This window comes from Halomonas sp. HP20-15, assembly GCF_033446685.1.
In the GTDB taxonomy this organism is placed as follows: Bacteria; Pseudomonadota; Gammaproteobacteria; order Pseudomonadales; family Halomonadaceae; genus Modicisalibacter.
In genome coordinates this window covers 458,518-478,736 of record NZ_JAWQLY010000001.1, presented here as the reverse complement: position 1 = coordinate 478,736, position 20,219 = coordinate 458,518, and the positions used below count along the sequence as shown (strand labels likewise).

The following is a 20,219-nucleotide window of genomic DNA, read 5'->3' as shown; positions in this document are numbered from 1 at the left end:
CGTGACGGCGAATCACGACTTGCTCGAGCCGAGTGCGCGCTTGGCCTGAACCAGCGCGCGATACCAGTCGCGGCGCGGCGGACTGACCGCCGGCGGGCGCTGGCTGAGGAAGCTGATATTGCGCGAATCGTTGCGCGAATGGCTGGCCTGGTAGTTGCTCAGCATGTTCAGCGTGGCCTCGCGGGCGCCGTACTGGTCGATCAGAAAGCGCTTGGCGGCGGGATCGAGATCGACCCGGTAATGGCGGACCAGGGCGAGCGCCAGCGATTCCGCGGTGCGCGACAGGTCGACGTCGATCTCCTTGACCATCGCCGCGCCCAGCGCCGCCTTGGCGGCGGCCGACAGGTTGGGTTCGAGCTGGCCGAAATCGGCGGCATTGGAGCCGTTGATGGCGCGCTGCACTTCGGGGCGCGACAACTGGATGTGCGGCTCCAGCGCCAGGGCGATCTCGATGGCCAGGCGCTTGGCGGCGTCGACACCCACCGCGATGCGCGAATCGCGCTCGAGATGCGCGCTGCGCGCACGCTGCGGCTCCTCGATGCCGGTGGCGCCGAGATGCCGGGCGAGATGCTTGCAGACTTCGGCCTTGGCGGCATCATCGAGGGCGATGATGTGCTCGCGCAGGCGCAGGCCGCGGCGTCCGGGGCCCAGCCGCAGGCGCGTCTGTTCGTCGCCCAGGTGGGCGCTGATCTGCTCCCAGCGCTCGGCGCGCTTGAGCAGCAGGGCGTGGCTGCGCCCGACCGCCTCGTAGGCGCTGAAGGCGGCCTTGTAGAGGCGCATGGCGTTGGTCAGCAGCTCGGCCTTGTGGCGCAACTGGCTGCGTCGTTCGGGCGGGCCGCCAGCGAGCGTCGGGGCCAGGTGCTGGGTCTGCTCGGCCAGCGCGTCCATTGCCTGGAGCGAGCGCTCGAGCAGGACGTCGGCGCGCAGGCCGGCGGCGGCATCCTCGATCAGCGTCCCCGATTGCTCGGCCAGGTAGGCGGTCAGCGCCTTGAGTCGCGACAGCCCGGTGGCCTGGGCGATGCGATAGCGGGCGCGGGCTTCCTCGAGCCCATCCAGGGCCTGGGCCAGACGCCAGCGGCCGCGGTACTCGAAGGTCAGCATGGGGATCTTGCGGCCGCTGATCAGCTCGAAGGCGAGGATCAGCATCTCCTCGACATCCTGCAGCGTCATCAGCAATTCGTCGTCGCCCTCGATGGCCGCCAGCACGCGCTCGATGAAGTTGGTGTCGCGCGGCACGCCGTCGCGCAGGTCCGGGGCGTGCCCTTCGAAGCGCTGGCGCAGCAGCGCCGTGGCGTCCGGGGCCAGCTCGGCGATCTCGGCAAACTGCGGTTCGAGCGTTTCGCCGTAGAGCGCGACCAGATCCTGAATGCGCGCATGCAGGCCGACCCGCCGGTAGATGTCGATCTGGGCGATCACCCGTGCGCTGTCGCGATCGTCGAGTAGCTCGATGGCCGCCAGCTCGACACCCTCCGGCGAGAGATCCTGCTTGCGCAACAGCATCGCCGCGGCTTCGCGGCGCCGGGCATCGCCCTCCAGGCTTTCGACGATCAGGTTGCGGGTGACCAGCAGCAGCTCGGGCAGGCTCTTGATGACCCGCTCGATCTTGTGGGCGGTGCGTTCGGCGCGGCGGCCACCGGTCAGATTGTGGGCCAGGTTGGCGATGATCCCCGCGGCGCCGGTGATCACCGTGTAGGAGATGAAGAAGATGTAGTTCTCGGCGGTCGGCGCCTTGCCGTAGCCGAGCAGGTAACCGCCCCAGGCGCCGAGCAGCGTGACCGGTCCCGCAGTCCACAGAATCTGCAGCAGGTTGACCGTCCAGGGAACCTTTTCCACCGCCGCGGTGATGCGGCGTATCTCGTCGCGACCCTCGCGTTCCAGGCGCACCTGTGGGGTCTCGACAACGGTTCGGGAGGCTCGACGAAACGGCAAGAGCAAGGTGTCGCTTCCTCATGGCTGGGCGGCGGCTGGGCGGCAGGCGCTAACCCTAGCACCGCACACCGGAGTGCGCTATAGACGCCGGCTGGCCGATGGGTCGCCGGTGCCGAGCCATGTTAGACTGAGGCCGATTTTCCAAGGAGAAAGCCATGCTGGCGATGTGGGTGGAACAGCTGCTGGGATATGCCGGGGGCGCGCTGGCTGCCATCCGTGATCATGAGCATTATCCGTCGCTGATGGTCTGGGCGCGCCAGGAAGGCGTGAAGTATGTGGGCGACGACATAGGGATGGCCCAGGCGCTGGCGCCCGAGCTATGGAACCAGACTCCGCTGGAACGTCAGGATTTCGCCTGTGAGCCGCTGGCGCGGCCGGGCCCCAGTGAGCCGTGCTGGTGCGATTCGGGACGCAAGACCAAGGATTGCTGTGGTGCGGTGACGCTGCCCGGAGCGATTCCCGCGCACCTGATGTGGATGCTCTCGCTGCGCGACTGGAAGGGCGAAACCCTCAAGGCGGCGCTCGACAGTGGCCGGGCGCCGGCCCAGGCGCTGCTCGAGGCCGGCCTGATCGCCGCCGAAGGCGGTCAACGCGGGCGTGCCCAGCAGGTGCTCGAGACCCTGTTCGATGCGGCCGACTGGGACCAACTGCCGGAGCAGACAGAGCCGGCCTTCGAACTGCTCATCGATATCTATCAGGAGCGCGGTTTCCATCGCAAGAAGACCGCGTTGCTCGACGAGATTCTCGAACGCGGCCCGCTGTTCCTGCGCGGCGTGGCGCTGGAGCGGTTGTGCCTGATGCATCTCGACAGCGACGACCTGGCCAGCGCCCGCGAGGCCTTCGTGCGCGCCCAGCAGACGCTACCCGACTCGCCGACGCTGGCCTACATCGAGGCCATGCTGCTGCTCCACGAAGGCCACCCGCGTGAGGCGCGCGAGCGGGCGCGGTTCTGGTTCCGCCGCCTGGCGCGCCAGGGCGACCTGGACCCCGACCAACTGCAGTTTCTCGCCGAGCTGGCCGACAACCCCGGCGCCACCCTGGCCGAGCAGATGGTCAATTCCGAAGAGGGGCTGGCCGAGCCGCTGACCAACCTGCAGGCGTTGCTCGAGGCGCTGCCCACCGCGCCGTTGCTGCATTTCGAGACCAACGCCGACGGCAATCTGGAATACCATTCGGCGGCTCGTGAGGACACCCTGCATGCCGCCTGGCAGTCCGAATTCAAGGTCCAGATCGACGAGGACGCGGCGCTGGGCTTCCAGGACGAGCCGTGGCCTCACGCCGGCGACTGGCTCAATGCGCTCTGCTCCCACCCCGAATGGCTGGATTCGCCGCGGGTGGTGCAAATGCTGAGCATGGCGCTGGCCAGCCGGTTCGGCAGCCTGCCGTGGATGGCCGAGAGCTTTTTCGCGCCGCTGGCGGCGCGCTTCGAGCGCTGGCTCGACCAGCTCGAGGCGGTGGGCGGGCGCTTCGCCTGGGACGATGCCGACAACGCCGTGCTGCTGCGCACCGGGCTGGCGCTGGTGGTGGGCATGGAGCGCGGCGATCGCGAGCGTTCGCGTCACCTTGCCGAGCGTCTGCTGGTGCTCGACGATCATGACAGCCTGGGCCTGCGCGAACTGGTGCTCGATCAGTTGCTGCGCGAGGGCCGCGACGAGGAGGCGGTGACGCTCAGCGATCAGCCGCCGGCTGACGAGGAATCGCCGCTGCTCGGTGTGTTGATGGGGCGCGTACTGGCGCTGTATCGTCTCGAGCGTTTCGACGAGGCCCGTGATTCGCTGGTCGCCGTGCAGGACACCAACAGCCATGTCATCGCCATGATGTGCGCCGAAAGACCCAAGCCGGTGCCACTGGCCGTCGAGATCCCCGAGCCCGGCACCCGCGCGGAAGCCTGGCAGTACCGGGCGTTGATGCGCGATCAGTGGCTGGCCACGCGCGGTGCGCTGAAGTGGCTGGACGAGCAGCGCCGCTGTGTCACGGGTTCCCACTCGAGTTGATCAGTCGCCCGTCGGCTGGCTCATCTGGCCGCTGTCGATCACCCCGGGTTGGCGGCCGAGCCGCCAGGCGAGCCAGATCGCCGGCAAGCCGAGCAGCGCCGCCCACAGGAAGAAGACACTGTAACCCTGGTCGGCGACGATCACCCCCGAGAAGCCGCCGATGAATTTGCCCGGCAGGGTCATCAGCGATGAGAACAGCGCATACTGGGTCGCCGTGTAGGCCCGTGAGGTCAAGCTCGACAGAAAGGCGATGAATACCGTGCTGGCCAGGCCGTTGGCGAGGTTGTCGCCGACGATCGTCACCACCAGCATGGGCAGTTGAGCGCCCGACAGCGCCAGGGCGACGAACAGCAGATTGGTCGTCGCGGCGAGTGCCGCGCCGATCACCAGCATCGTGGCGACTCCGTAGCGCACCACCAGCACCCCGCCGAGCACTCCGCCGACGATGCTCATGGCGATGCCGAAGACCTTGGTGACATTGGCGATCTGCGACAGCGAGAAGCCCAGGTCGATGTACAGCGGATTGGCCATCGCCGCCATCGACAGGTCGCTGATCCGGTAGATCCCCACCAGCAGCAGCAACCACAGTGCCTGACGACCGTAGCGGCCGAAGAAGTCGGTGAACGGACAGACGATGGCGCCGATCAACCAGGCGCCGCAGCGGCGCTGCCAGCGAGGCCGGTTTTGGGCCTGGCGCAGGAACACCCGCACGCGCGGTTCGTGGACGAGCTGTACGGACAGCGCGGCGCGCGGTGGCTCGGGGCGCAGCAGCACGGTCAGCATGCCGACTCCGACCAGTGCGGCCATGCTCAGGTAGGCGGCGTGCCAGGACGCCATATCGGCGATGTACAGCGCGCCGGCGCCGGCGGCGAGCAGCCCGCCGCGGTAGCCGATGATATAGGTCGAGGCCATCGCCGCCTGGACCGTCTCGCTGGCCGATTCGATGCGAAAGGCATCGATCACGATGTCCTGGGTTGCCGAGCCGAAGGCGACCAACAAGGCGAGCAGGGCGACCGCCGCCAGGCTGTTGCGCGGATCGACGCTGGCCAGACCCACCAGGCCGGTGGCAATGATCGCCTGGGCCAGCAGCATCCAGCCGCGGCGTTGGCCCAGCCAGCGGGTCATCAGCGGCAGCGGCAGGCGATCGACCACCGGTGCCCAGAACAGCTTGATCGAATAGAGGATGCCGATCCACGAGAAGAAGCCGATCGCCGCGACCTCCACGTCGACGTCGCGCAGCCAGGCGGTCAGGGTCGAGAACACCAGCAGAAACGGCAGGCCCGCGGAGAAGCCCAGAAACAGCATGGCGACGACCGGAGGCTGGCGATAGACGGCCAGCGCGTCGCGCCAGGAACGGCTTGGGGTGGTGCGGGGCATGCAAGGGCTCTCCTGCCGATGACGGGTGGTCGCACGACTGCATCGAGGGCATCAATGTGCGCGATCAACGATGCTAGACTGGCAACGGCCAGCGGGTAACTTACGGGGTTTCCGCAGGTTGGATCAATCGCCGATCGCTCTACGGCGACGGCACAGGAATAGTGGCACTGCGCGAGGATGCCCATGAGTGAATCGAATCACAACCAGGCCACGGCCAATCCCGACGCCATTCCGCGCTGGTATCTGATCCAGTGCAAGGGCGGCGAATCCTTTCGTGCTGCCGAGCATCTGGACAACCAGGGGTACGAAATCTTCCACCCGGTACTACAGGTCCAGAAGAAGCGCCGCGGCAAGCTGTGCTGGCTCGACGAGCCGCTGTTTCCCTACTATCTGTTCATCCGCCTGGATCGGCTGGACAGCAACTGGCGGCCGATACGCTCGACGCGGGGCGTGCTCAAGCTGGTGGGCTTCGGTGAAGAGCCGCTACCGGTCGATGATGCCCTGATCGCGACGCTGCAGGACAGCGCCGGCCAACAGCCCGAAGCGCGTACCGCCAACGTCTACTTTCGTGCCGGCGAAACGGTCGAGATCAGTGACGGGCCGTTCCGCGCCCTGCAGGCGGTGTTCGAAAGCCAGAAAGGCGAGGAGCGGGCGATCGTGTTGCTCAATCTGTTGCACGGCCAGCAGCGTCTGGAGATGCCGATCGGCCATCTGCGCCGTCAGTAAGTCGCCGAACTCGCGATCCTAGGAGAAACGATGCCCATTGCGTTGCAGCAGGTGGTCTCCCTGCACTACACCCTGTACGGTCCCGATGGCCGTTTGCTCGACGATTCGCGCCGGCGCGATGCACCGCTGCGCTACCTGCATGGTCACGACAACATCGTTGCCGGCCTCGAGCAGGCGCTGAGTGGTCATGCGCCGGGCGACCGGCTGACGGTCGAACTCTCACCCGGCCAGGCCTATGGCGAACGCGACGAGGCATTGATTCAGGATGTGGCACGCAGCGCCTTCGGCCAAGGCGGTGAGCTTGCGACGGGCATGCGCTTCCAGGCCCAGGGGCCGGACGGTCCGCGCGCGGTGACGATCGTCGCGGTCGGCGAGACTCAGGTCACCGTCGACGCCAACCATCCGCTGGCCGGGCAGGCGCTACGCTACGAGCTCGAAGTGCTGGACGTGCGTAGCGCCACCCGCGCGGAACTCGCCAAGGGCCATCCGCTGGAGGATGGTGTCGAACCTGCGCAGGTCGAGGATCGCAAGATGCCTTGAGTGGTGGATGGCCCTTTTTCGCGCTGCCGATCGCTGCTGGGCTCATGCTTCTTCGGCGAGACGCTTGAGACGGGCGAGGAATGCCTCCGGCGCTTCCGGACGGGCCAGGTAATAGCCTTGCAGTCGCGATACGCCGTGGCGACGGAGGAAGATCAACTGGCTTTCGGTCTCTATCCCCTCGGCAACCAGCCGCAGCTTCATGGTTTGTGCCAGGGCGATGATCGAGCGTGCCAGCGGCGCATCGTCACTGTGCTGCAACGGATCGATGAAAGTCTTGTCGAGCTTGATCTCGTTGAGCGGAAATTCCTGCAGGTAGCGCAACGAGGAGTAGCCGGTGCCGAAATCGTCGATTGCCAGCTGTACCCCCAACTGACGCAGCTGTTGCAGTGTGGCGGCAAGCTCGGGGGTCGCCAGCAGCGACTCGACGATTTCCAGTACCAGCCGCTGCGGCGCGAAGCCGTTGCTGGCCACCACACCCTCGATACGCGCGGCGAAGGCGCTGTCGGCGAGCTGTTGAATCGATACGTTAACCGATAGCGTCAGGTCGGTGTCGGCCAATGGACCGCTCAACAGCGACGCGGCCTGGTCGAGTACCCAGTCGCCGATCGGTCGCATCAGATTGCAGCGTTCGGCATCGCCGATGAAGTATCCCGGGGCGAGCAAACCGCGTTCGGGGTGTTGCCAGCGCAGCAGCAGTTCGGCGCCGTACAGCGTGCCCTGATCGGTGAATTGCGGCTGTAGGACGATGCGGAACTGCTGCTGAGCCAGGGCGGTACGCAGTTCCTGTTCGATGCGCAGACGCTGCGCCGCCCATTCACTGAGTTCCGGCATGTATTCGAGAAGTAGCCGCTGATCCTGCTGTCGCGTCTGCTTGAGCGCCAGTTCGGCGGCTTGCAGCACCTCGTCGAGACTATGACCATCGCGCGGATAGTGAGCGACCCCGGCAAGAAAATGCAGTTGGCAGGGGTGATCGGCGCTCAGCCAGGGTGTCTCGGTCAGCGCCGTCAGCGTTTCCTCCAGGCGCTGCAGCAGCCAGGCATCGGGGCTGTCGCCGGGTAGCAGTATCGCCAGATAGTTGCCCGGCAGGCGAGCCAGGCGCGGTGCGCGGCGCTGCGGCATCAAGCGTTTGCGCAGGGCGCTGGCGACCTCGCCGAGGGTCTGGTTGCCGGCTTCCTGACCGAACTGCTGATTGACCTGGCGCAGGCCGCCGATACGCACCACGACCAGGTGGTAGGCCGACAGCGCAGCGCCCTGGCGGTCGATGGCGCGAGTCAGGCCGCGTAGGTTGGGCAATCCGGTAATGGTGTCGAAGTGGATCTGCTGGTCGAGGTCATCCTCGATCTCGCGGCGGCGCAGCGATTCGGCGAATTGCGACAGCAGGCCCGATACGCCCATCACGGTGTTGATCTCGTCGGGCTGCCAGTCACGCGGCTGGCTGTCGCCGCAACACAACACGCCGCGCAACTCGCCGCCGACGAAGATGCCGACATCCAGCAGCGCGGCGATGCCATGCTTGTCCAGGTAGTCTTCGAGCCCGCCCAGCCGCGTGTCCTCGAAGGCATGATTGGCGGCTACGTAGGGCATGCGGTGGAGAGTGTCGAAGTAATGGTTCAGTTTCTGGCGTTCGAGGCGGTCATCGATGGGCGAGGCGGGCAGGCTGCAGCGACAGGTCAGCGTCTGGCCGGCATCGTCGAAGAACCAGATGCTGATGCGCGGCGTACCCAGCAGCGCCTTGAGCGACTCGAGCACGGCTGCGAGAAAGCGCGGCTCGGGCACATTCTGCTGGTGCAATTCGCGCAGGTGGCGCCACACCCGTTGCTGTTGATCCAGGCGTTGCTGTGCCGGCGAAGCATCGCCGTTGTCGGTCGAGGGGGGCGGATCGCTACGGACAATCCGCCGCAATGCCAGAAAAACGATGACTCCGAGCGGGATCATCGCAAGTGCGAGCGTGACCAGCGCGGTAGTCAGCAAGTCGTCCCTGAACGAGGCGCCATGGTATTGCGCGGCCCCGTATAGACTCGCAGCGGCCGCCGCCAGGCTCGCCACGAGCGACCACAGGAACAGCCTTTGGATCTTTCGGTAGCTGCATTTCGTCGCCAGCTGCAAGCGCTGCCGTTCGTTTATCATCAGCCTCAGCCTTGTCATTCAAGGAGTTGCAAAGGCCGGTGATCGACTTCGCCATGCTCGCGGCTAGTGGGCGCTGAGTCGATTCGATCACCCGGGTCGCCGTCTTGGCGGGGTCGGTTGGTCCAGCTCTGCGCGAGTCTGCCGGGTTACACCGTTGACGGTCAATTTCACGTTTGACGTCAGGAACCTGCGGCGCTGCGCCCGGCCGGCGCCGGATTGTCGTCGAGCCAGCCGAGCACGGCGTCTGCGTCCAGGGCCGCCGAAATCAGAAAACCCTGGGCCTGATCGCATCCCGCTTCGGCGAGCAGTGCCAGGTGTCGCTGGCTTTCGACCCCTTCGGCGATGACCTGCAGGCCGAAGCGGTGGGCCAGGACGATGGTCGCGTCGACGATGAGCGCATCATCGGGCTGGTTGGGCAATTCGAGAACGAAGGACTTGTCGATCTTGAGGACATCCAGCGGCAACCGGCGGAGCTGTGTCAGCGACGAATAGCCGGTACCGAAATCGTCGATGGCGATCTGGATGCCCATTTCGCGCAGCTCACCCAGCAGGTGTGCCGCCAGGGCCGGTTCGCGCATCATCGATTGCTCGGTGACTTCGAGCATCAGCAGCCGCGGATCGACGTTCCGTTCGGCCAGCCAGCCGGCAATTCGCTGACTCAACTGGGCATCCTCGAGATCGACCGCCGAGAGATTGGCGGCGATATGTTGCGGGCGCCCCTGAGCCGCCCACTCGGCCATCTGGGTGATTACCTGCTGAAGCATCCAGTCGCCGAGTAGCGCCATGTGGCCGGAAGCGACCGCCAGCGGCAGAAAGGTATCGGGCTGCAGCAGCCCGAGCTGCGGATGCTGCCACTGCAGCAGCGCCTCGAAGCCGGCAATGCGGCCGTCGGCGATATGGATCTTGGGCTGATAGACGACGCGCAACTGATCGTCCCGCACGGCCAATACCATGTCGCGTAATAGCTGCCGTTCAAGGTCGTAGCGGTGATCGAGCCCTTCCTGGTAGGCGCGGTAGCCGTCATGAGCCTGGCGAGCCAGCGACAGGGCGATGCCCGAGCGACGCAGCAGACGGCGTGCTTCCTGGCCATGCTCGGGATAGTTGAGTGCCGACAGCGAGAGCGAAGGAATCAGCGACGTGCCCTCGAGTTCGAGCGGCTGGCAGAGCACCTGGCGCAGGCGCTCGTGGAGCTGTGCCGGGTTGGCGGGGTGCGCGACCAGCATCAGGAATTCGTCGCCGCCGAGCCGATAGACCCGGCCTCGGTGAAACTGCAATTGCAGCAGTCGTTGCGCCAGCGCCACCAGCAACTGATCCCCGACGTCATTGCCGAGATGCTGGTTGATGGTCTTGAGGTTATTGACGCTCATGCGCAGCAGGACGAAGTTTTCGCTGTGCTCGATGAGCCGGTCGATTTCACCGAGCGCTGCCTGGCGAGTGCCGATGCCGGTCAGCGGATCGATGTCGGTGGCCTGCAGGCCCGCCTTGCGGGCCTGCAGCCAGGCTTGCAGCGTGCGCAGGTGCGCGGGGCGCTGAGCGCCCGGCACCGGGTAGCGGTCGGGATCGTCACTCCCCGCCAGCAACCGATCCGCAGCCTTGCCGGTGGCCAGCGCCAGCTTTAGCAACCCCAAGCCCAGATGCCGACGCAGACCGACGTTAAACGCACTAGCCACTCCGTGAACGAGGCGATGGGAGGGGCGGCGATGGGTGCGACTCATGGTGTATCTCGTCTTACCGGATGGGGCAGGTGCAAGTCACTCTAAGGTACCCGATGGCGGAAAAAGTTTCTCGATTCTCGGTGGTCGGCGCCCACGATCGTCTAGCGGCCAGTTTCGGCAGCGTGGCTTAGCCGGCCAACAGCGCGAGCAGTTCTCGCATCGTCGAAAAGGCTTGGGCGAACAGGAGTTCCAGAAAGCGCCCGTAATCCTGCATCAGTACCGCGATCAGCACCAGCCCGACGGTCAGTGTCATGGGAAAGCCGATGGAGAAGATCGTCAGCTGCGGTGCGGCGCGATTGAGGATTCCCAGTGACAGGTTGATGATCAGCAACGCTGCGACCACCGGCAGGGCGAGCAGCAGCCCGGAGGTGAAGATGGTGCTGGCATAGCGGGCGACGAATTCGAAGGCATCGGGATTGAGCGCCTGAATGCCGATCGGCAGGGTCCGAAAGGATTCGGCGAGAATTTCGATGACCACCAGGTGGGCATTGAACGCCAACAGCATGAGTAGCGCGATCATGTACAAAAACCGCGACAGGACCATGGTATTGGCGCCGGTATCCGGCGAGAAGAAGGTGGCGAAGGCCAGGCCCATCTGCAGGCCGATATATTCGCCGGCAGCCATGACCACGGCCAGGGCGATGCGCATGATCAGACCGATCGCCACGCCGATCAGGGTCTGCTCGACCATGATGCCCAGCCCTTCCCAGGAGATGATCGGCACCTCGGGGAGCGGTGGCAGTGTCGGCGCGATGACGTAGGCGAGTAGGGCAGCCAGAGCGATCTTGGACTGCCTGGGTATGCTGTTGTGCCCCCACAGCGGTGCCGCCATGATGAAGGCGGCTAGACGCGTGAAGGGCCAGAGGAAGGCGACGATCCAATCCTGCAACTGGCCGAAAGTGACCTCGAGCATGCTGCCCGGCCTACCCGAGCATGTGCGGAATGTTCTTGAACAGCTCGGTGGTGAACTGGGTGATCAGTTGGATCAGCCAGGGGCCGGCCAGTACCAGGGCGGCAAAGACTCCGAGAATCTTGGGGATGAACGACAGCGTCATCTCATTGATCTGGGTCGCGGCCTGGAACAGGCTGACCAGCAGGCCGATGGTCAGCGCCGTGAGCAGCAGCGGGGCGGCCAGAAAAAGGGTCACTTTCATACCCTGGTAGGCCATGCTCATCACCATTTCCGGTGTCATACAGAGGCCTCCTGAAGGCTTTGAGTGGCGGCTCGTGTCGTGTGGGAGAGCCGGGAAAACAGGATAGGCTGATTCAAATGTAGAAACTCTCGGCCAGCGAGCCGATCAGCAGTTGCCAACCATCGACCAGCACGAACAGCATCAGCTTGAACGGCAGCGAGATGGTTGCCGGCGGCACCATCATCATCCCCAGCGACATCAGCACGCTGGCGACCACCAGGTCGATGATCAGAAACGGAATGAAGATGGTGAAGCCGATCTGGAAGGCGGTTTTGAGTTCGCTGGTCACGAACGAAGGCAGCAGTACGCGCATCGGCACGTCCTCGGGCCCTTGAAAGGTACCGGCATCGGCCAGCCGCGCGAACAGGGCGATGTCCGGTTCGCGGGTCTGGGCCATCATGAACTCGCGGAACGGCTGGCTGGCCTGCTCGATGAACACGTCGAAGTTGATCTGCTGATCGGAGAACGGCTGCCAGGCCTGGTCGTAAACCTGCTGTAGCACCGGCGACATGATGAAGAACGTCAGGAACAGTGCGATGCCCAGCAGTACCTGATTGGGCGGCGCCGACTGCGTGCCCATGGCGGTGCGCAGCAGGCCGAGCACGATGATGATGCGGGTGAAGCTGGTCATCATCAGCAAGATCGCCGGCAGGAAGGCCATCGAGCTGAGCAGCAGCAGAGTCTGCAGGCTCAGTGACCACTGCTGACCGCCGCCCTCGAGCGGTCGGCTGGTCAGCCCGGGCACCGACTGGGCCAGTGCCTGCTGCGAGACGAGAGCCAGAATGGCCAACAGCAGCAGGGCGACGAACCGTCGACCGGCGGTGGCATTTCGCGCTCGCGCGGGGTTCTCGATCGAACATCGTTGGGCTGGGCGCAGGAAGTTCATTGTTCGCCCTCCCCAGAGCCGGAGCGGTTGTCGCGCCGTCCCAGCGAGCTGCGCGCATTGGCACGCAGCGCCGTGGCGAAACGCGCGGCGAAGCCCTGTGCTTCGACAGCGGCGCTTTCATCACGTTCGGGTTCGCTCGGCGCCGGCAGTTCGTGCAGCGTCGTGACCTGTCCACCGCCCACGCCCAACACCAGCCAGGTGCCCTCGACCTCGACGATGACCACTCGCTCGCGTTGGCCGATGGCGGTGCTGGTCACGACCTTGAGATGACGGTCACCCCGCCCGCGTCCGGCGTTGAGGCGTCGCAGCAGGTAGCTGCAGGCGAAGATCACGGCGATGACCAACCCCAGGGCGAGTGCCGTCTTGCCGAGCACGGCGAGGCCCATCAGGTCGCCTTGTGCGCTGCCGATGGTCTCGGCAGCGCTCTGGGTTGCGGAAGTTTGACTCATCGGTTGAGCTTTTGAACGCGCTCGGAGGGTGTGATGATTTCGGTGATGCGGATGCCGTACTTGTCGTCGACCACGACGACTTCGCCCTGGGCAATCAGATAGCCGTTGATCAGGATGTCCATGGGCTCACCGGCGAGGCCGTCGAGCTCGATGACCGAGCCTTGGGCAAGCTCCAGCAACTGCTTGATGGTCAGGCGGGTGCGGCCAAGTTCCACGGTCAGCTTGACCGGGATGTCCATGATCATCTCGAGATCGCGCATCGAGCCATTGACACCGGTCACACCGTCAAGCGGCTTGAAGACCGAGTCGCCGGCGGCCCGGGCATTGCTGGGTGCCGGTTGGGGCTCTTCGTCGACTTGATGTTCGGCTTCTTCCTGCTCGGCGAATGCCGCCGCCCAGGGGTCGTCGGCGGCAGCGTCGCCTTCCGAAGCCTGCTCGGCCATGGCGCTTGCCCAATCGTCGTCGGAGTTGGTCTGGTCGGGGTTCTTCGGGTCAGTCATTATCGGATTCCTTGGCTCCGGCGGTCAGGCCGGGGGCAAAAAACTTGGCATTGGATGCCGCATGGTCGATCAGACGGCGCACGCGTAGCGCTCGCTGGCCATGCTGGCTGCCGTATTCACACTGCATGACCGGGACGCCGTCGACTCGGGTGGCGACGATGTCCGGCAACTCGATGGGCAGCACGTCGCCTTCCTTGAGCGACATCACGCGGCCCAGGGTGGTCGTGACGTCGGCGAAGTCGGCGGTCAGTTCTACCTGGGACTCCTTGATCTCGCCGGCCATGCGCTGCCCCCAGTGACGATCCTCCTCGGCGTTGCTGTCGGTCAACGGCCCCGACAGCAGATCGCGGATCGGCTCGATCATCGAGTAGGGCATGCAGATCTGGAAATCGCTGGACAGGTTGCCGACTTCCAGGTGGAAGCTGCTATTGACCACGATTTCATTGGGCGAACTGGTGATGTTGGCGAAGCGCACCTGCATCTCGGAGCGGATGTAATCGATCTCCAGCGGATAGACCGATTTCCAGGCGTCGTGATAGGCGTCGATCGCCAGCCGAAGCAGACGCTGGATGATGCGCTGCTCGGTGTGCGTGAACTCGCGACCTTCCGACTTGGTCAGGAAGCGCCCGTCGCCGCCGAACAGGTTGTCGACCACCATGAACACCAGGTTGGGCGGAAAGACCACCATGGCGGTGCCGCGCAACGGTTTCATGCCGATCAGGTTGATATTGGTGGGTACCGGAATGTGCCGCGCGAAATCGCTGTAGCTCTGGTAGCGCACGCTATCGACGGTAATGTCGGCACTGCGCCGCAGCAGATTGAACAGGCTCATGCGGAACTGGCGGGCGAAGCGCTCGTTGATGATATCCAGCGCATGCAGACGCTCGCGAATGACCCGGTGCTGGGTGGCCGGGTCGTAAGGACGTACGCGCGAGCCAGCCACCGAATCCTGGGCTGTGGTCTCTTCCTCGCCGCTGACGCCCTTGAGCAGGGCGTCGATCTCATCCTGCGAGAGCAGATCGTCTTGAGCCATGATGTCCTATTGCACAATGAAGTCAGTATAGAGTACGTCATCGACGACCAGCGTCGGCGGCGGATCGCTAAAGGGCTTGTCGAACAGCGCCAGGATCTCCCGGGACAGCTTCTCCTTGCCCTGCGGCGTTATCAGGTCGTCGGCGTTCTGGCTGGACAGCAGCATCAGCAGCCGGCTCCTGACCTGCGGCATATACGTCTTGACCAGCTCACTGCTTTCTTCGTCACCGACCTTGAGGGAAAGGCCGATATACAGCAAGCGCTGCGAATAGTCGTCGCTCTGAATATTGACCGTGAACGGCTGTACCGGCACGAAGATCGGCGGTTCCGCTTCGGCAGGCGGCGCGGCTTCTGCTACTTCCTCGCTGGCTACTGAGCGGGAATCGAGCAGAAAGTACACCCCGGCCGAACAAGCCACGGATAACAGGATAATCAGCAATCCTAGCAGCCACCAGGGCTTGCTCTTCTTGCCTTCGGTCTTCGTCTTGGCCATTGCTTACGCCGTCGTTGATCGGTGATGGGAGGAGTATGCCGGCAGCGGGGCCCTCGGAGTGGCCGAAAAAGGCTGCCGATTTACGGCTATCTCGGAGTTTTGCGAAACGCTCCGTGACCCGGGGTGACGGCGGCTGATGCATTCAGGCATATCGGCCGCCGGCCAGGTTAGTGAAGTACTGGCATCGCCGGGTTCGCCCCCGGCACGCCAATCAGGCGTAGAGATCCACGCCGCTGATGGCGAGGCCGCCTGCATCGCCGAGCGCCCTGCCATCGAGGACATCGCCCGTGACGCTATTGGCTCCGCTACCCATGGCGGCGACACGACGCGCATCGGCGGTGCCGTCATGGCCCTGTTCCTGGCCTTGCTGCTGGTCGCCGACCATCGCTTCGCCCAGTTGGATGCCGGCTTCGCCGAGGGCCTCGCGCAGTTGCGGAATGGCCTGCTCCAATGCGGCACGTACGTGCGGGTTGGTCGACATGAACTGGGCCTGGGCCATCTGGTCGTCGACCTTGAGATGGATCGACAGCGGACCTAGCTCGGCCGGGTGCAGATGCAACTGGACGCGTTGATCGCCGCGCTGCTGCATATTGACGAGCTGCTGGCCGAGACTCTGCTGCCATTCGGCCGAGGCCAGCGGGGCGCTCAGGGTCGGCGTCTGGGCGACGCTGGCGCTGGCCGTGGCCGCGGATTGACCCGCACCGAGGCCCGCGCCGGCATGCAGGGGCATGACGCTCGAGGTTTCCGTCGTGCCCGTGCGAGCGGCAGTCAGGGTTTCGCTGACGCTCGTCAACCAATCGCCGCCTTCGGCCTGCTCCTGTGTCCCGGCAAACGAGGTGCCCTGAGTCTGCAATTGCTGCGACCAGTCCAGCGTGGCGCCGCCGACCGTGCCCGCGTTGGCCGAACTTGTATTGCCCGAAACGGAAACGCCTGACAGGGCTCCCGAGGAGTCTTTATTCCCGGTCAAGGTCGCGGTCACGCCTGAACCGGACAGCGCCGACTGGCCGCTCTTGAGATCGGTGGTGTCGAGAACCGCGGTCTTCTGGCCAATGCCGCCGGCCTGGCTCAGCAGGCTACGCTCGAGACCACCCTGCTGGCTCATTTGCGGTGCCAGGGCGATGGCCTGACCCAGCGGATTGAGCGGGGTGTTGTCGCGGAAACGGGCGAGGGCATCGAGGCGCTCCTGGATGCCCGCCAGCTCGTCGCCGGCGAAACCCGCGACCAGCCCGTTGCCGGTACCGCCGGCGTTAGCCTGCGCGGTCGCCGAGGCGAGCAGGTCCGCCTGGCTACCTGGCAGCGCGCTTTCCCCCGCAATTAGCGCGGCGTTGCCCTGGGCAGGCAGGCTCAGCAAAGCCTGTGCCTCGTCGTTGATTAGTGCCCCGGCATCATCGAAGTCGCCTTGCTCGTCGGTATGGGCTTCATCCGGGCGATTCGCTGCACTGCGCGAGTTGCCCTCGGCGCCGCCAGCCGTCTTGCCGGGCTGGTTGGCTTGCGCGAACAACTGGGCGAAACCGCCGGTAGCCTGGCCGTCCTGGGCGGGCCGGCTGCCCGAGGCCGGTTGACTGGAAGAGACTGCAGGCAGAGGTGACATGGCCATGTGACGGGCCTCCTTACTTTTTCAAGTAGAGCCTAGTGGCTCGACCCGTGTCGGGATTCGTTGTGTTGACGGCGCAACATCAGGCCGCTGGCCATTTCATCGTTGTGACGCTGCTCCTGACGCGAGGAGCGCTGTTGCTCGCGCTGCTGGCGCCGATCCACCAGGGTGTCGTAGGCGGAGAGCTTGCGCTGCTCGTCCTGCCAATGCTGCTGTCCCCGATTGAGCTGATTCTCGCGTTCGCTCAATGACTGGCGGGCGCGCTCGATGGCATTGTCCAGCGACGCCAGGAATTGCTGGTAATTCTGCCAGCTATCGGGGCCGATGCCTTGAGCCATGGCTCCCTGCAAGCGTTCGCGATATTCCTGGCGATAGCGAAAAAGCGTATCCAACTGGGCCTGGGCATCGTGACGCGCGCGTCGCAGCTCGGCCAGCTTAAGGCTGGCAGTGTCGCGCGAGTCGCGGGTCAGCGAAATCAACGTGTCCAGTGGTGTCGCTTGAGTCATGATGATTTACCTGGTGTGGTCAGCCTAGCTTTGCCCAGCATACCCATTCAGGCGTTGACCAATCCGTCCAATACCTGCCGTGTTTCGTCGATATTCGCGCGTTCGTCGATGCGCTGCTGCAAGAAGCGCTCGAGCGCCGGGAACATGGAGACCGCCTGGTCGAGCTGCGGGTCGTGCCCCGGGGTATAGGCGCCGACGCTGATCAGGTCGCGGTTGCGCTGATAGCGCGAGACCAGCTGCTTGAACTGCTGGGCCCGGCGGTGATGCTCGCCGCTGACGATGGCGGTCATTGCCCGGCTGATCGATGCCTCGATATCGATGGCCGGGTAGTGGCCGCCTTCGGCGAGCTGGCGCGAGAGCACGATGTGGCCGTCGAGAATCGCCCGCGCCGAATCGGCGATCGGATCCTGCTGGTCGTCGCCCTCGGTCAGCACGGTATAGAAAGCGGTGATCGAGCCGCCGCCTCTGGGGCCGTTACCGGCGCGCTCGACCAGGCTGGGCAGCTTGGCGAACACCGAGGGCGGATAACCCTTGGTCGCCGGCGGCTCGCCGATCGCCAGGGCGATCTCGCGCTGGGCCATGGCGTAGCGGGTCAGTGAGTCCATGATCAGCAGCACGTTGCGCCCGGCATCGCGGAAATCCTCGGCGAGCCGCGTGGCGTAGGACGCGCCCTGCAGGCGCTGCAGCGGCGAGGTATCGGCGGGCGCGGCGACGACCACCGCGCGGCGGCGCCCCTCTTCGCCGAGGATGTTCTCGATGAAGTCCTGGACTTCGCGTCCGCGCTCGCCGATCAGCCCGACCACGATCACGTCCGCCTGGGTGTAGCGGGCCATCATGCCCAGCAGCACCGACTTACCCACGCCGGAACCAGCGAACAGCCCCATGCGCTGTCCACGGCCGACGCTCAGCAGGCCATTGATGGCGCGAATGCCGACGTCGATCTGAGTATCGATCGGGGCCCGCGCCATGGGGTTGAAGGGCGGGGTGGCCAGTGGCGCGTGGCGCACGTCATGCAACGCGCCCTTGCCATCCAGTGGCCGGCCGTTGCCGTCGACGACGCGGCCCAGCAGCAGATCGCCGAGCGGAAAGCGCCGTGCGCTGCTGTTGGCCTCGTGGCCGTCACCCAGCGGCAGTACCCGCGAGCCGGGCAACAAGCCGCTGATCTCCTCGAGCGGCATCAGGAACAGCTTCTCGCCGGAGAAGCCGACCACTTCGGCCTCGGCGTAGCGCGCAGAGGGGCTGCCCGGGCTGCTCGATTGCGACGAGAGCTCGATGCGACAGGCGCTACCCAGGGGGATGCGCAGGCCGACCGCCTCGAGTACCAGGCCGGTGGCACGCACGATGCGTCCGCTGGCGCGATAGTTGGGCAGCGCACTGACACGTTGGTGGACGCCACCGAGCGCACTGCGCCAATGGCCCTGGTGGCGGTTGGCTTCGCCGGCGCTCATGACGGCTTCTCGTTGGTGTCGATGACGGAATTGCGACGACGAACCTGGTTGGCGATGGTTTCCCAGCGCGATTCCAGGGTGGCGTCGAGATCGCCGTTGGCGCTGGTCGCGCGGCAGCCGCCGCGGCTCACTAGATCGTCGGGCTGCAACTGCCAGCCGGCGGCCTCGAATTCGTGGCCGAGCTGAGCCTTGACCAGGGCCAGGTCGGCGGGATGCAGCCACAGTCGTGGCCGCCCGGAGAGCGACGGCTCGACGTGCAGCAGCTCGCGAACGATATCCAGAATCGCCTCGGGGCGTGCCTCGAGGGCCTCGCCGGCGAGCTGGCGACCGGTCGCCAGCGCGAGATCGACGAGGTGCTCGGCCATCTCCTCGTCGAGGGCGGCGAGTGCCTCGCCGAACTGCGCGGCTAGCGGCAACAACGGTTCCAGCGTTTCGCGGGTCTGGCGCTGCATCTCGACTTCGCCGGCTTCGCGGCCTTCCTTCAGACCGGCTTCGTAGCCCGCCTGCTGGCCCTGTTCGTAGCCTTCCTGATAGCCGGCCTGATAGGCCTCCTGACGGGCCTGCTTGCGCATCGCGTCGAGTTCGGCCTGACGCTGGGCGGCCTGCTGGCGCACCCGCTCGCGGCGTTCGCGCTGGCTGCGCAGCTGATCGGGGCTGCCCAGTTCATCCATCCGCCAGCGCCGCCAGGCGCCGTCGTCATGTTCGGGGCTGACCAGGTGATCAGACATAGCTGTCGTCGCCTCCGCCCAGGGCTATTTCGCCGCTGTCGGCGAGTCGGCGCACGATCTGCAGGATGGTCTTCTGTTCGGTCTCGACCTGGGACACACGGATCGGCCCGCGGGCCTCGAGGTCTTCCTGCAGCATCTGGGCGGCACGCTGCGACATGTTGGCCATGAATTTCTCGAGCAGCGCATCCGGCGCGCCCTTGAGTGCGACGACCAGCGAGTTGGTGTCGACTTCCTTGAGGATCAGCTGGATGCCGCGATCGTCGATGTCCATGATGTTCTCGAACAGGAACATCTCGTCGATGATCTTCTGGGCCAGGTCCTCGCTGTGGGCGCGCACGGTCTCGATGACGACCTCTTCCTGAGCGGAGTTCATCAGGTTGAGGATCTCGGCCGCGGTTCTCACGCCGCCCATCTTGCTGCGCTTGAGGTTCTGGCCATCGAGCATGCCGCCGAGCACTTCGGTGAGCTCCTGCAGGGCGGCCGGCTGGACGCCGCTGAACGTGGCGATACGCAGCACCACGTCGTTGCGCAGCTTGTCGTCGAACAGCTCGAGGATGCTCGCCGCCTGATGGCGCTCGAGGTGCACGAGGATCGTGGCGATGATCTGCGGATGCTCGTCGCGGATCATCTCGGCGACCATCGACGGCTCCATCAGATTCAGCGAATCGATGCCCGAGGCGCTGCTGGTGCTCTCGAGGATGTCCTCGATCAGGCTCGAAGCGCGATCGCTGCCCAATGCCTTGGTGAGCACTGTGCGGATGTGGTCGCTTGAGTGCAGGTTGACGGCGGTGAACTGTTCGGCCTCGTCGTGGAATTCGGCGAGCACCTGAGTCATTTCCTCGTGGGAGACCTGGTCGAGCTTGGCCATCTCCATGCTGATCTCCTGAACCTCCTTGGCACCGAGGAACTTGAAGATTTCGGCTGCGCTGTCTTCATCGAGGGAGAGCAGCAGGATTGCACCGCGGCGGGCGCCGGTCATTTC

19 protein-coding genes are annotated in these 20,219 nt (G+C 65.3%); 3 read left to right on the top strand and 16 right to left on the bottom strand.

The genetic code is table 11. The features are described 5' to 3' along the window. Positions 1-12: 12 nt before the first annotated feature. Positions 13-1,884, bottom strand: a complete 1,872-nt coding sequence (locus tag R6258_RS02230) for a hypothetical protein (protein WP_318446820.1) — start codon at positions 1,882-1,884, stop codon at positions 13-15. A 200-nt stretch (positions 1,885-2,084) separates the two neighbouring features. Between R6258_RS02230 and R6258_RS02225 the strand changes: the two genes are divergently transcribed. Then, a complete protein-coding gene (locus tag R6258_RS02225; protein ID WP_318446818.1) occupies positions 2,085-3,923 on the top strand; it encodes an SEC-C domain-containing protein in 1,839 nt (612 codons plus the stop codon). Here the strand turns inward: R6258_RS02225 and R6258_RS02220 are convergent, their stop codons facing one another. Next, complete coding sequence (locus R6258_RS02220) at positions 3,924-5,300, bottom strand: AmpG family muropeptide MFS transporter (RefSeq protein WP_318446816.1); 1,377 nt, start codon at positions 5,298-5,300, stop codon at positions 3,924-3,926. A 183-nt stretch (positions 5,301-5,483) separates the two neighbouring features. On the opposite strand from R6258_RS02220, the gene rfaH reads away from it, so the two are divergent. Both rfaH and R6258_RS02210 read left to right on the top strand, forming a co-directional pair. Then, the gene (rfaH, locus tag R6258_RS02215) at positions 5,484-6,026 is read left to right on the top strand and encodes a transcription/translation regulatory transformer protein RfaH (protein ID WP_318446814.1); all 543 of its coding nucleotides are present in this window, start codon (positions 5,484-5,486) and stop codon (positions 6,024-6,026) included. 30 nt (positions 6,027-6,056) lie between these two features. Beyond that, on the top strand, positions 6,057-6,566 hold the full coding sequence (locus R6258_RS02210) for a peptidylprolyl isomerase (protein ID WP_318446812.1): 510 nt from the start codon (positions 6,057-6,059) through the stop codon (positions 6,564-6,566). Between the two features lie 42 nt (positions 6,567-6,608). Here the strand turns inward: R6258_RS02210 and R6258_RS02205 are convergent, their stop codons facing one another. The 14 genes from R6258_RS02205 to fliG form a co-directional block, all read right to left on the bottom strand. Continuing rightward, entirely contained in the window at positions 6,609-8,693 is a 2,085-nt protein-coding gene (locus tag R6258_RS02205) for a GGDEF and EAL domain-containing protein (RefSeq protein ID WP_318446810.1), read from the bottom strand. A gap of 179 nt (positions 8,694-8,872) precedes the next feature. Then, positions 8,873-10,408 carry a bifunctional diguanylate cyclase/phosphodiesterase gene (locus R6258_RS02200; protein ID WP_318446808.1) on the bottom strand — a complete coding sequence of 512 codons (1,536 nt, stop codon included), beginning with the start codon at positions 10,406-10,408 and terminating at the stop codon, positions 8,873-8,875. A gap of 127 nt (positions 10,409-10,535) precedes the next feature. Next, entirely contained in the window at positions 10,536-11,321 is a 786-nt protein-coding gene (fliR, locus tag R6258_RS02195; protein WP_318446806.1) for a flagellar biosynthetic protein FliR, read from the bottom strand. Between the two features lie 10 nt (positions 11,322-11,331). Then, a complete protein-coding gene (fliQ, locus tag R6258_RS02190; protein WP_318446804.1) occupies positions 11,332-11,601 on the bottom strand; it encodes a flagellar biosynthesis protein FliQ in 270 nt (89 codons plus the stop codon). A gap of 73 nt (positions 11,602-11,674) precedes the next feature. Next, positions 11,675-12,487, bottom strand: a complete 813-nt coding sequence (gene fliP, locus R6258_RS02185) for a flagellar type III secretion system pore protein FliP (RefSeq protein WP_318446802.1) — start codon at positions 12,485-12,487, stop codon at positions 11,675-11,677. Continuing rightward, complete coding sequence (gene fliO, locus R6258_RS02180; RefSeq protein ID WP_318446800.1) at positions 12,484-12,936, bottom strand: flagellar biosynthetic protein FliO; 453 nt, start codon at positions 12,934-12,936, stop codon at positions 12,484-12,486. The genes fliP and fliO overlap by 4 nt, the downstream gene beginning before the upstream one ends. Beyond that, positions 12,933-13,436 carry a flagellar motor switch protein FliN gene (fliN, locus tag R6258_RS02175; protein WP_318446798.1) on the bottom strand — a complete coding sequence of 168 codons (504 nt, stop codon included), beginning with the start codon at positions 13,434-13,436 and terminating at the stop codon, positions 12,933-12,935. Before fliN ends, fliO begins: the two co-directional genes overlap by 4 nt. Further along, a complete protein-coding gene (gene fliM, locus R6258_RS02170) occupies positions 13,429-14,469 on the bottom strand; it encodes a flagellar motor switch protein FliM (protein WP_318446796.1) in 1,041 nt (346 codons plus the stop codon). The genes fliN and fliM overlap by 8 nt, the downstream gene beginning before the upstream one ends. 6 nt (positions 14,470-14,475) lie before the next feature. Beyond that, positions 14,476-14,961, bottom strand: a complete 486-nt coding sequence (gene fliL / locus R6258_RS02165) for a flagellar basal body-associated protein FliL (RefSeq protein WP_318446791.1) — start codon at positions 14,959-14,961, stop codon at positions 14,476-14,478. 211 nt (positions 14,962-15,172) lie between these two features. Then, positions 15,173-16,558, bottom strand: coding sequence for a flagellar hook-length control protein FliK (locus R6258_RS02160; protein WP_318446788.1), 1,386 nt, complete (start codon positions 16,556-16,558; stop codon positions 15,173-15,175). 32 nt (positions 16,559-16,590) lie between these two features. Continuing rightward, positions 16,591-17,061 carry a flagellar export protein FliJ gene (gene fliJ / locus R6258_RS02155; protein WP_318446786.1) on the bottom strand — a complete coding sequence of 157 codons (471 nt, stop codon included), beginning with the start codon at positions 17,059-17,061 and terminating at the stop codon, positions 16,591-16,593. A gap of 47 nt (positions 17,062-17,108) precedes the next feature. Further along, complete coding sequence (fliI, locus tag R6258_RS02150) at positions 17,109-18,509, bottom strand: flagellar protein export ATPase FliI (protein WP_318446784.1); 1,401 nt, start codon at positions 18,507-18,509, stop codon at positions 17,109-17,111. Next, complete coding sequence (gene fliH, locus R6258_RS02145; protein WP_318446782.1) at positions 18,506-19,237, bottom strand: flagellar assembly protein FliH; 732 nt, start codon at positions 19,235-19,237, stop codon at positions 18,506-18,508. Before fliH ends, fliI begins: the two co-directional genes overlap by 4 nt. Further along, positions 19,230-20,216, bottom strand: a complete 987-nt coding sequence (gene fliG / locus R6258_RS02140) for a flagellar motor switch protein FliG (RefSeq protein WP_412176348.1) — start codon at positions 20,214-20,216, stop codon at positions 19,230-19,232. The genes fliH and fliG overlap by 8 nt, the downstream gene beginning before the upstream one ends. Positions 20,217-20,219 lie beyond the last annotated feature (3 nt).

Excerpts from the sequence above, each read along its gene's own strand:
- rfaH (WP_318446814.1), top strand. The coding sequence starts at position 5,484 with ATGAGTGAATCGAATCACAACCAGGCCACGGCCAATCCCGACGCCATT.
- R6258_RS02225 (WP_318446818.1), top strand. The coding sequence starts at position 2,085 with ATGCTGGCGATGTGGGTGGAACAGCTGCTGGGATATGCCGGGGGCGCG.
- fliJ (WP_318446786.1), bottom strand. The coding sequence starts at position 17,061 with ATGACTCAAGCGACACCACTGGACACGTTGATTTCGCTGACCCGCGAC.
- fliL (WP_318446791.1), bottom strand. The coding sequence starts at position 14,961 with ATGGCCAAGACGAAGACCGAAGGCAAGAAGAGCAAGCCCTGGTGGCTG.
- fliI (WP_318446784.1), bottom strand. The coding sequence starts at position 18,509 with ATGAGCGCCGGCGAAGCCAACCGCCACCAGGGCCATTGGCGCAGTGCG.
- fliH (WP_318446782.1), bottom strand. The coding sequence starts at position 19,237 with ATGTCTGATCACCTGGTCAGCCCCGAACATGACGACGGCGCCTGGCGG.
- R6258_RS02210 (WP_318446812.1), top strand. The coding sequence starts at position 6,057 with ATGCCCATTGCGTTGCAGCAGGTGGTCTCCCTGCACTACACCCTGTAC.
- fliM (WP_318446796.1), bottom strand. The coding sequence starts at position 14,469 with ATGGCTCAAGACGATCTGCTCTCGCAGGATGAGATCGACGCCCTGCTC.
- fliP (WP_318446802.1), bottom strand. The coding sequence starts at position 12,487 with ATGAACTTCCTGCGCCCAGCCCAACGATGTTCGATCGAGAACCCCGCG.
- fliR (WP_318446806.1), bottom strand. The coding sequence starts at position 11,321 with ATGCTCGAGGTCACTTTCGGCCAGTTGCAGGATTGGATCGTCGCCTTC.
- R6258_RS02220 (WP_318446816.1), bottom strand. The coding sequence starts at position 5,300 with ATGCCCCGCACCACCCCAAGCCGTTCCTGGCGCGACGCGCTGGCCGTC.
- R6258_RS02160 (WP_318446788.1), bottom strand. The coding sequence starts at position 16,558 with ATGGCCATGTCACCTCTGCCTGCAGTCTCTTCCAGTCAACCGGCCTCG.
- R6258_RS02205 (WP_318446810.1), bottom strand. The coding sequence starts at position 8,693 with ATGATAAACGAACGGCAGCGCTTGCAGCTGGCGACGAAATGCAGCTAC.
- fliG (WP_412176348.1), bottom strand. The coding sequence starts at position 20,216 with ATGACCGGCGCCCGCCGCGGTGCAATCCTGCTGCTCTCCCTCGATGAA.
- fliO (WP_318446800.1), bottom strand. The coding sequence starts at position 12,936 with ATGAGTCAAACTTCCGCAACCCAGAGCGCTGCCGAGACCATCGGCAGC.
- fliN (WP_318446798.1), bottom strand. The coding sequence starts at position 13,436 with ATGACTGACCCGAAGAACCCCGACCAGACCAACTCCGACGACGATTGG.
- fliQ (WP_318446804.1), bottom strand. The coding sequence starts at position 11,601 with ATGACACCGGAAATGGTGATGAGCATGGCCTACCAGGGTATGAAAGTG.
- R6258_RS02200 (WP_318446808.1), bottom strand. The coding sequence starts at position 10,408 with ATGAGTCGCACCCATCGCCGCCCCTCCCATCGCCTCGTTCACGGAGTG.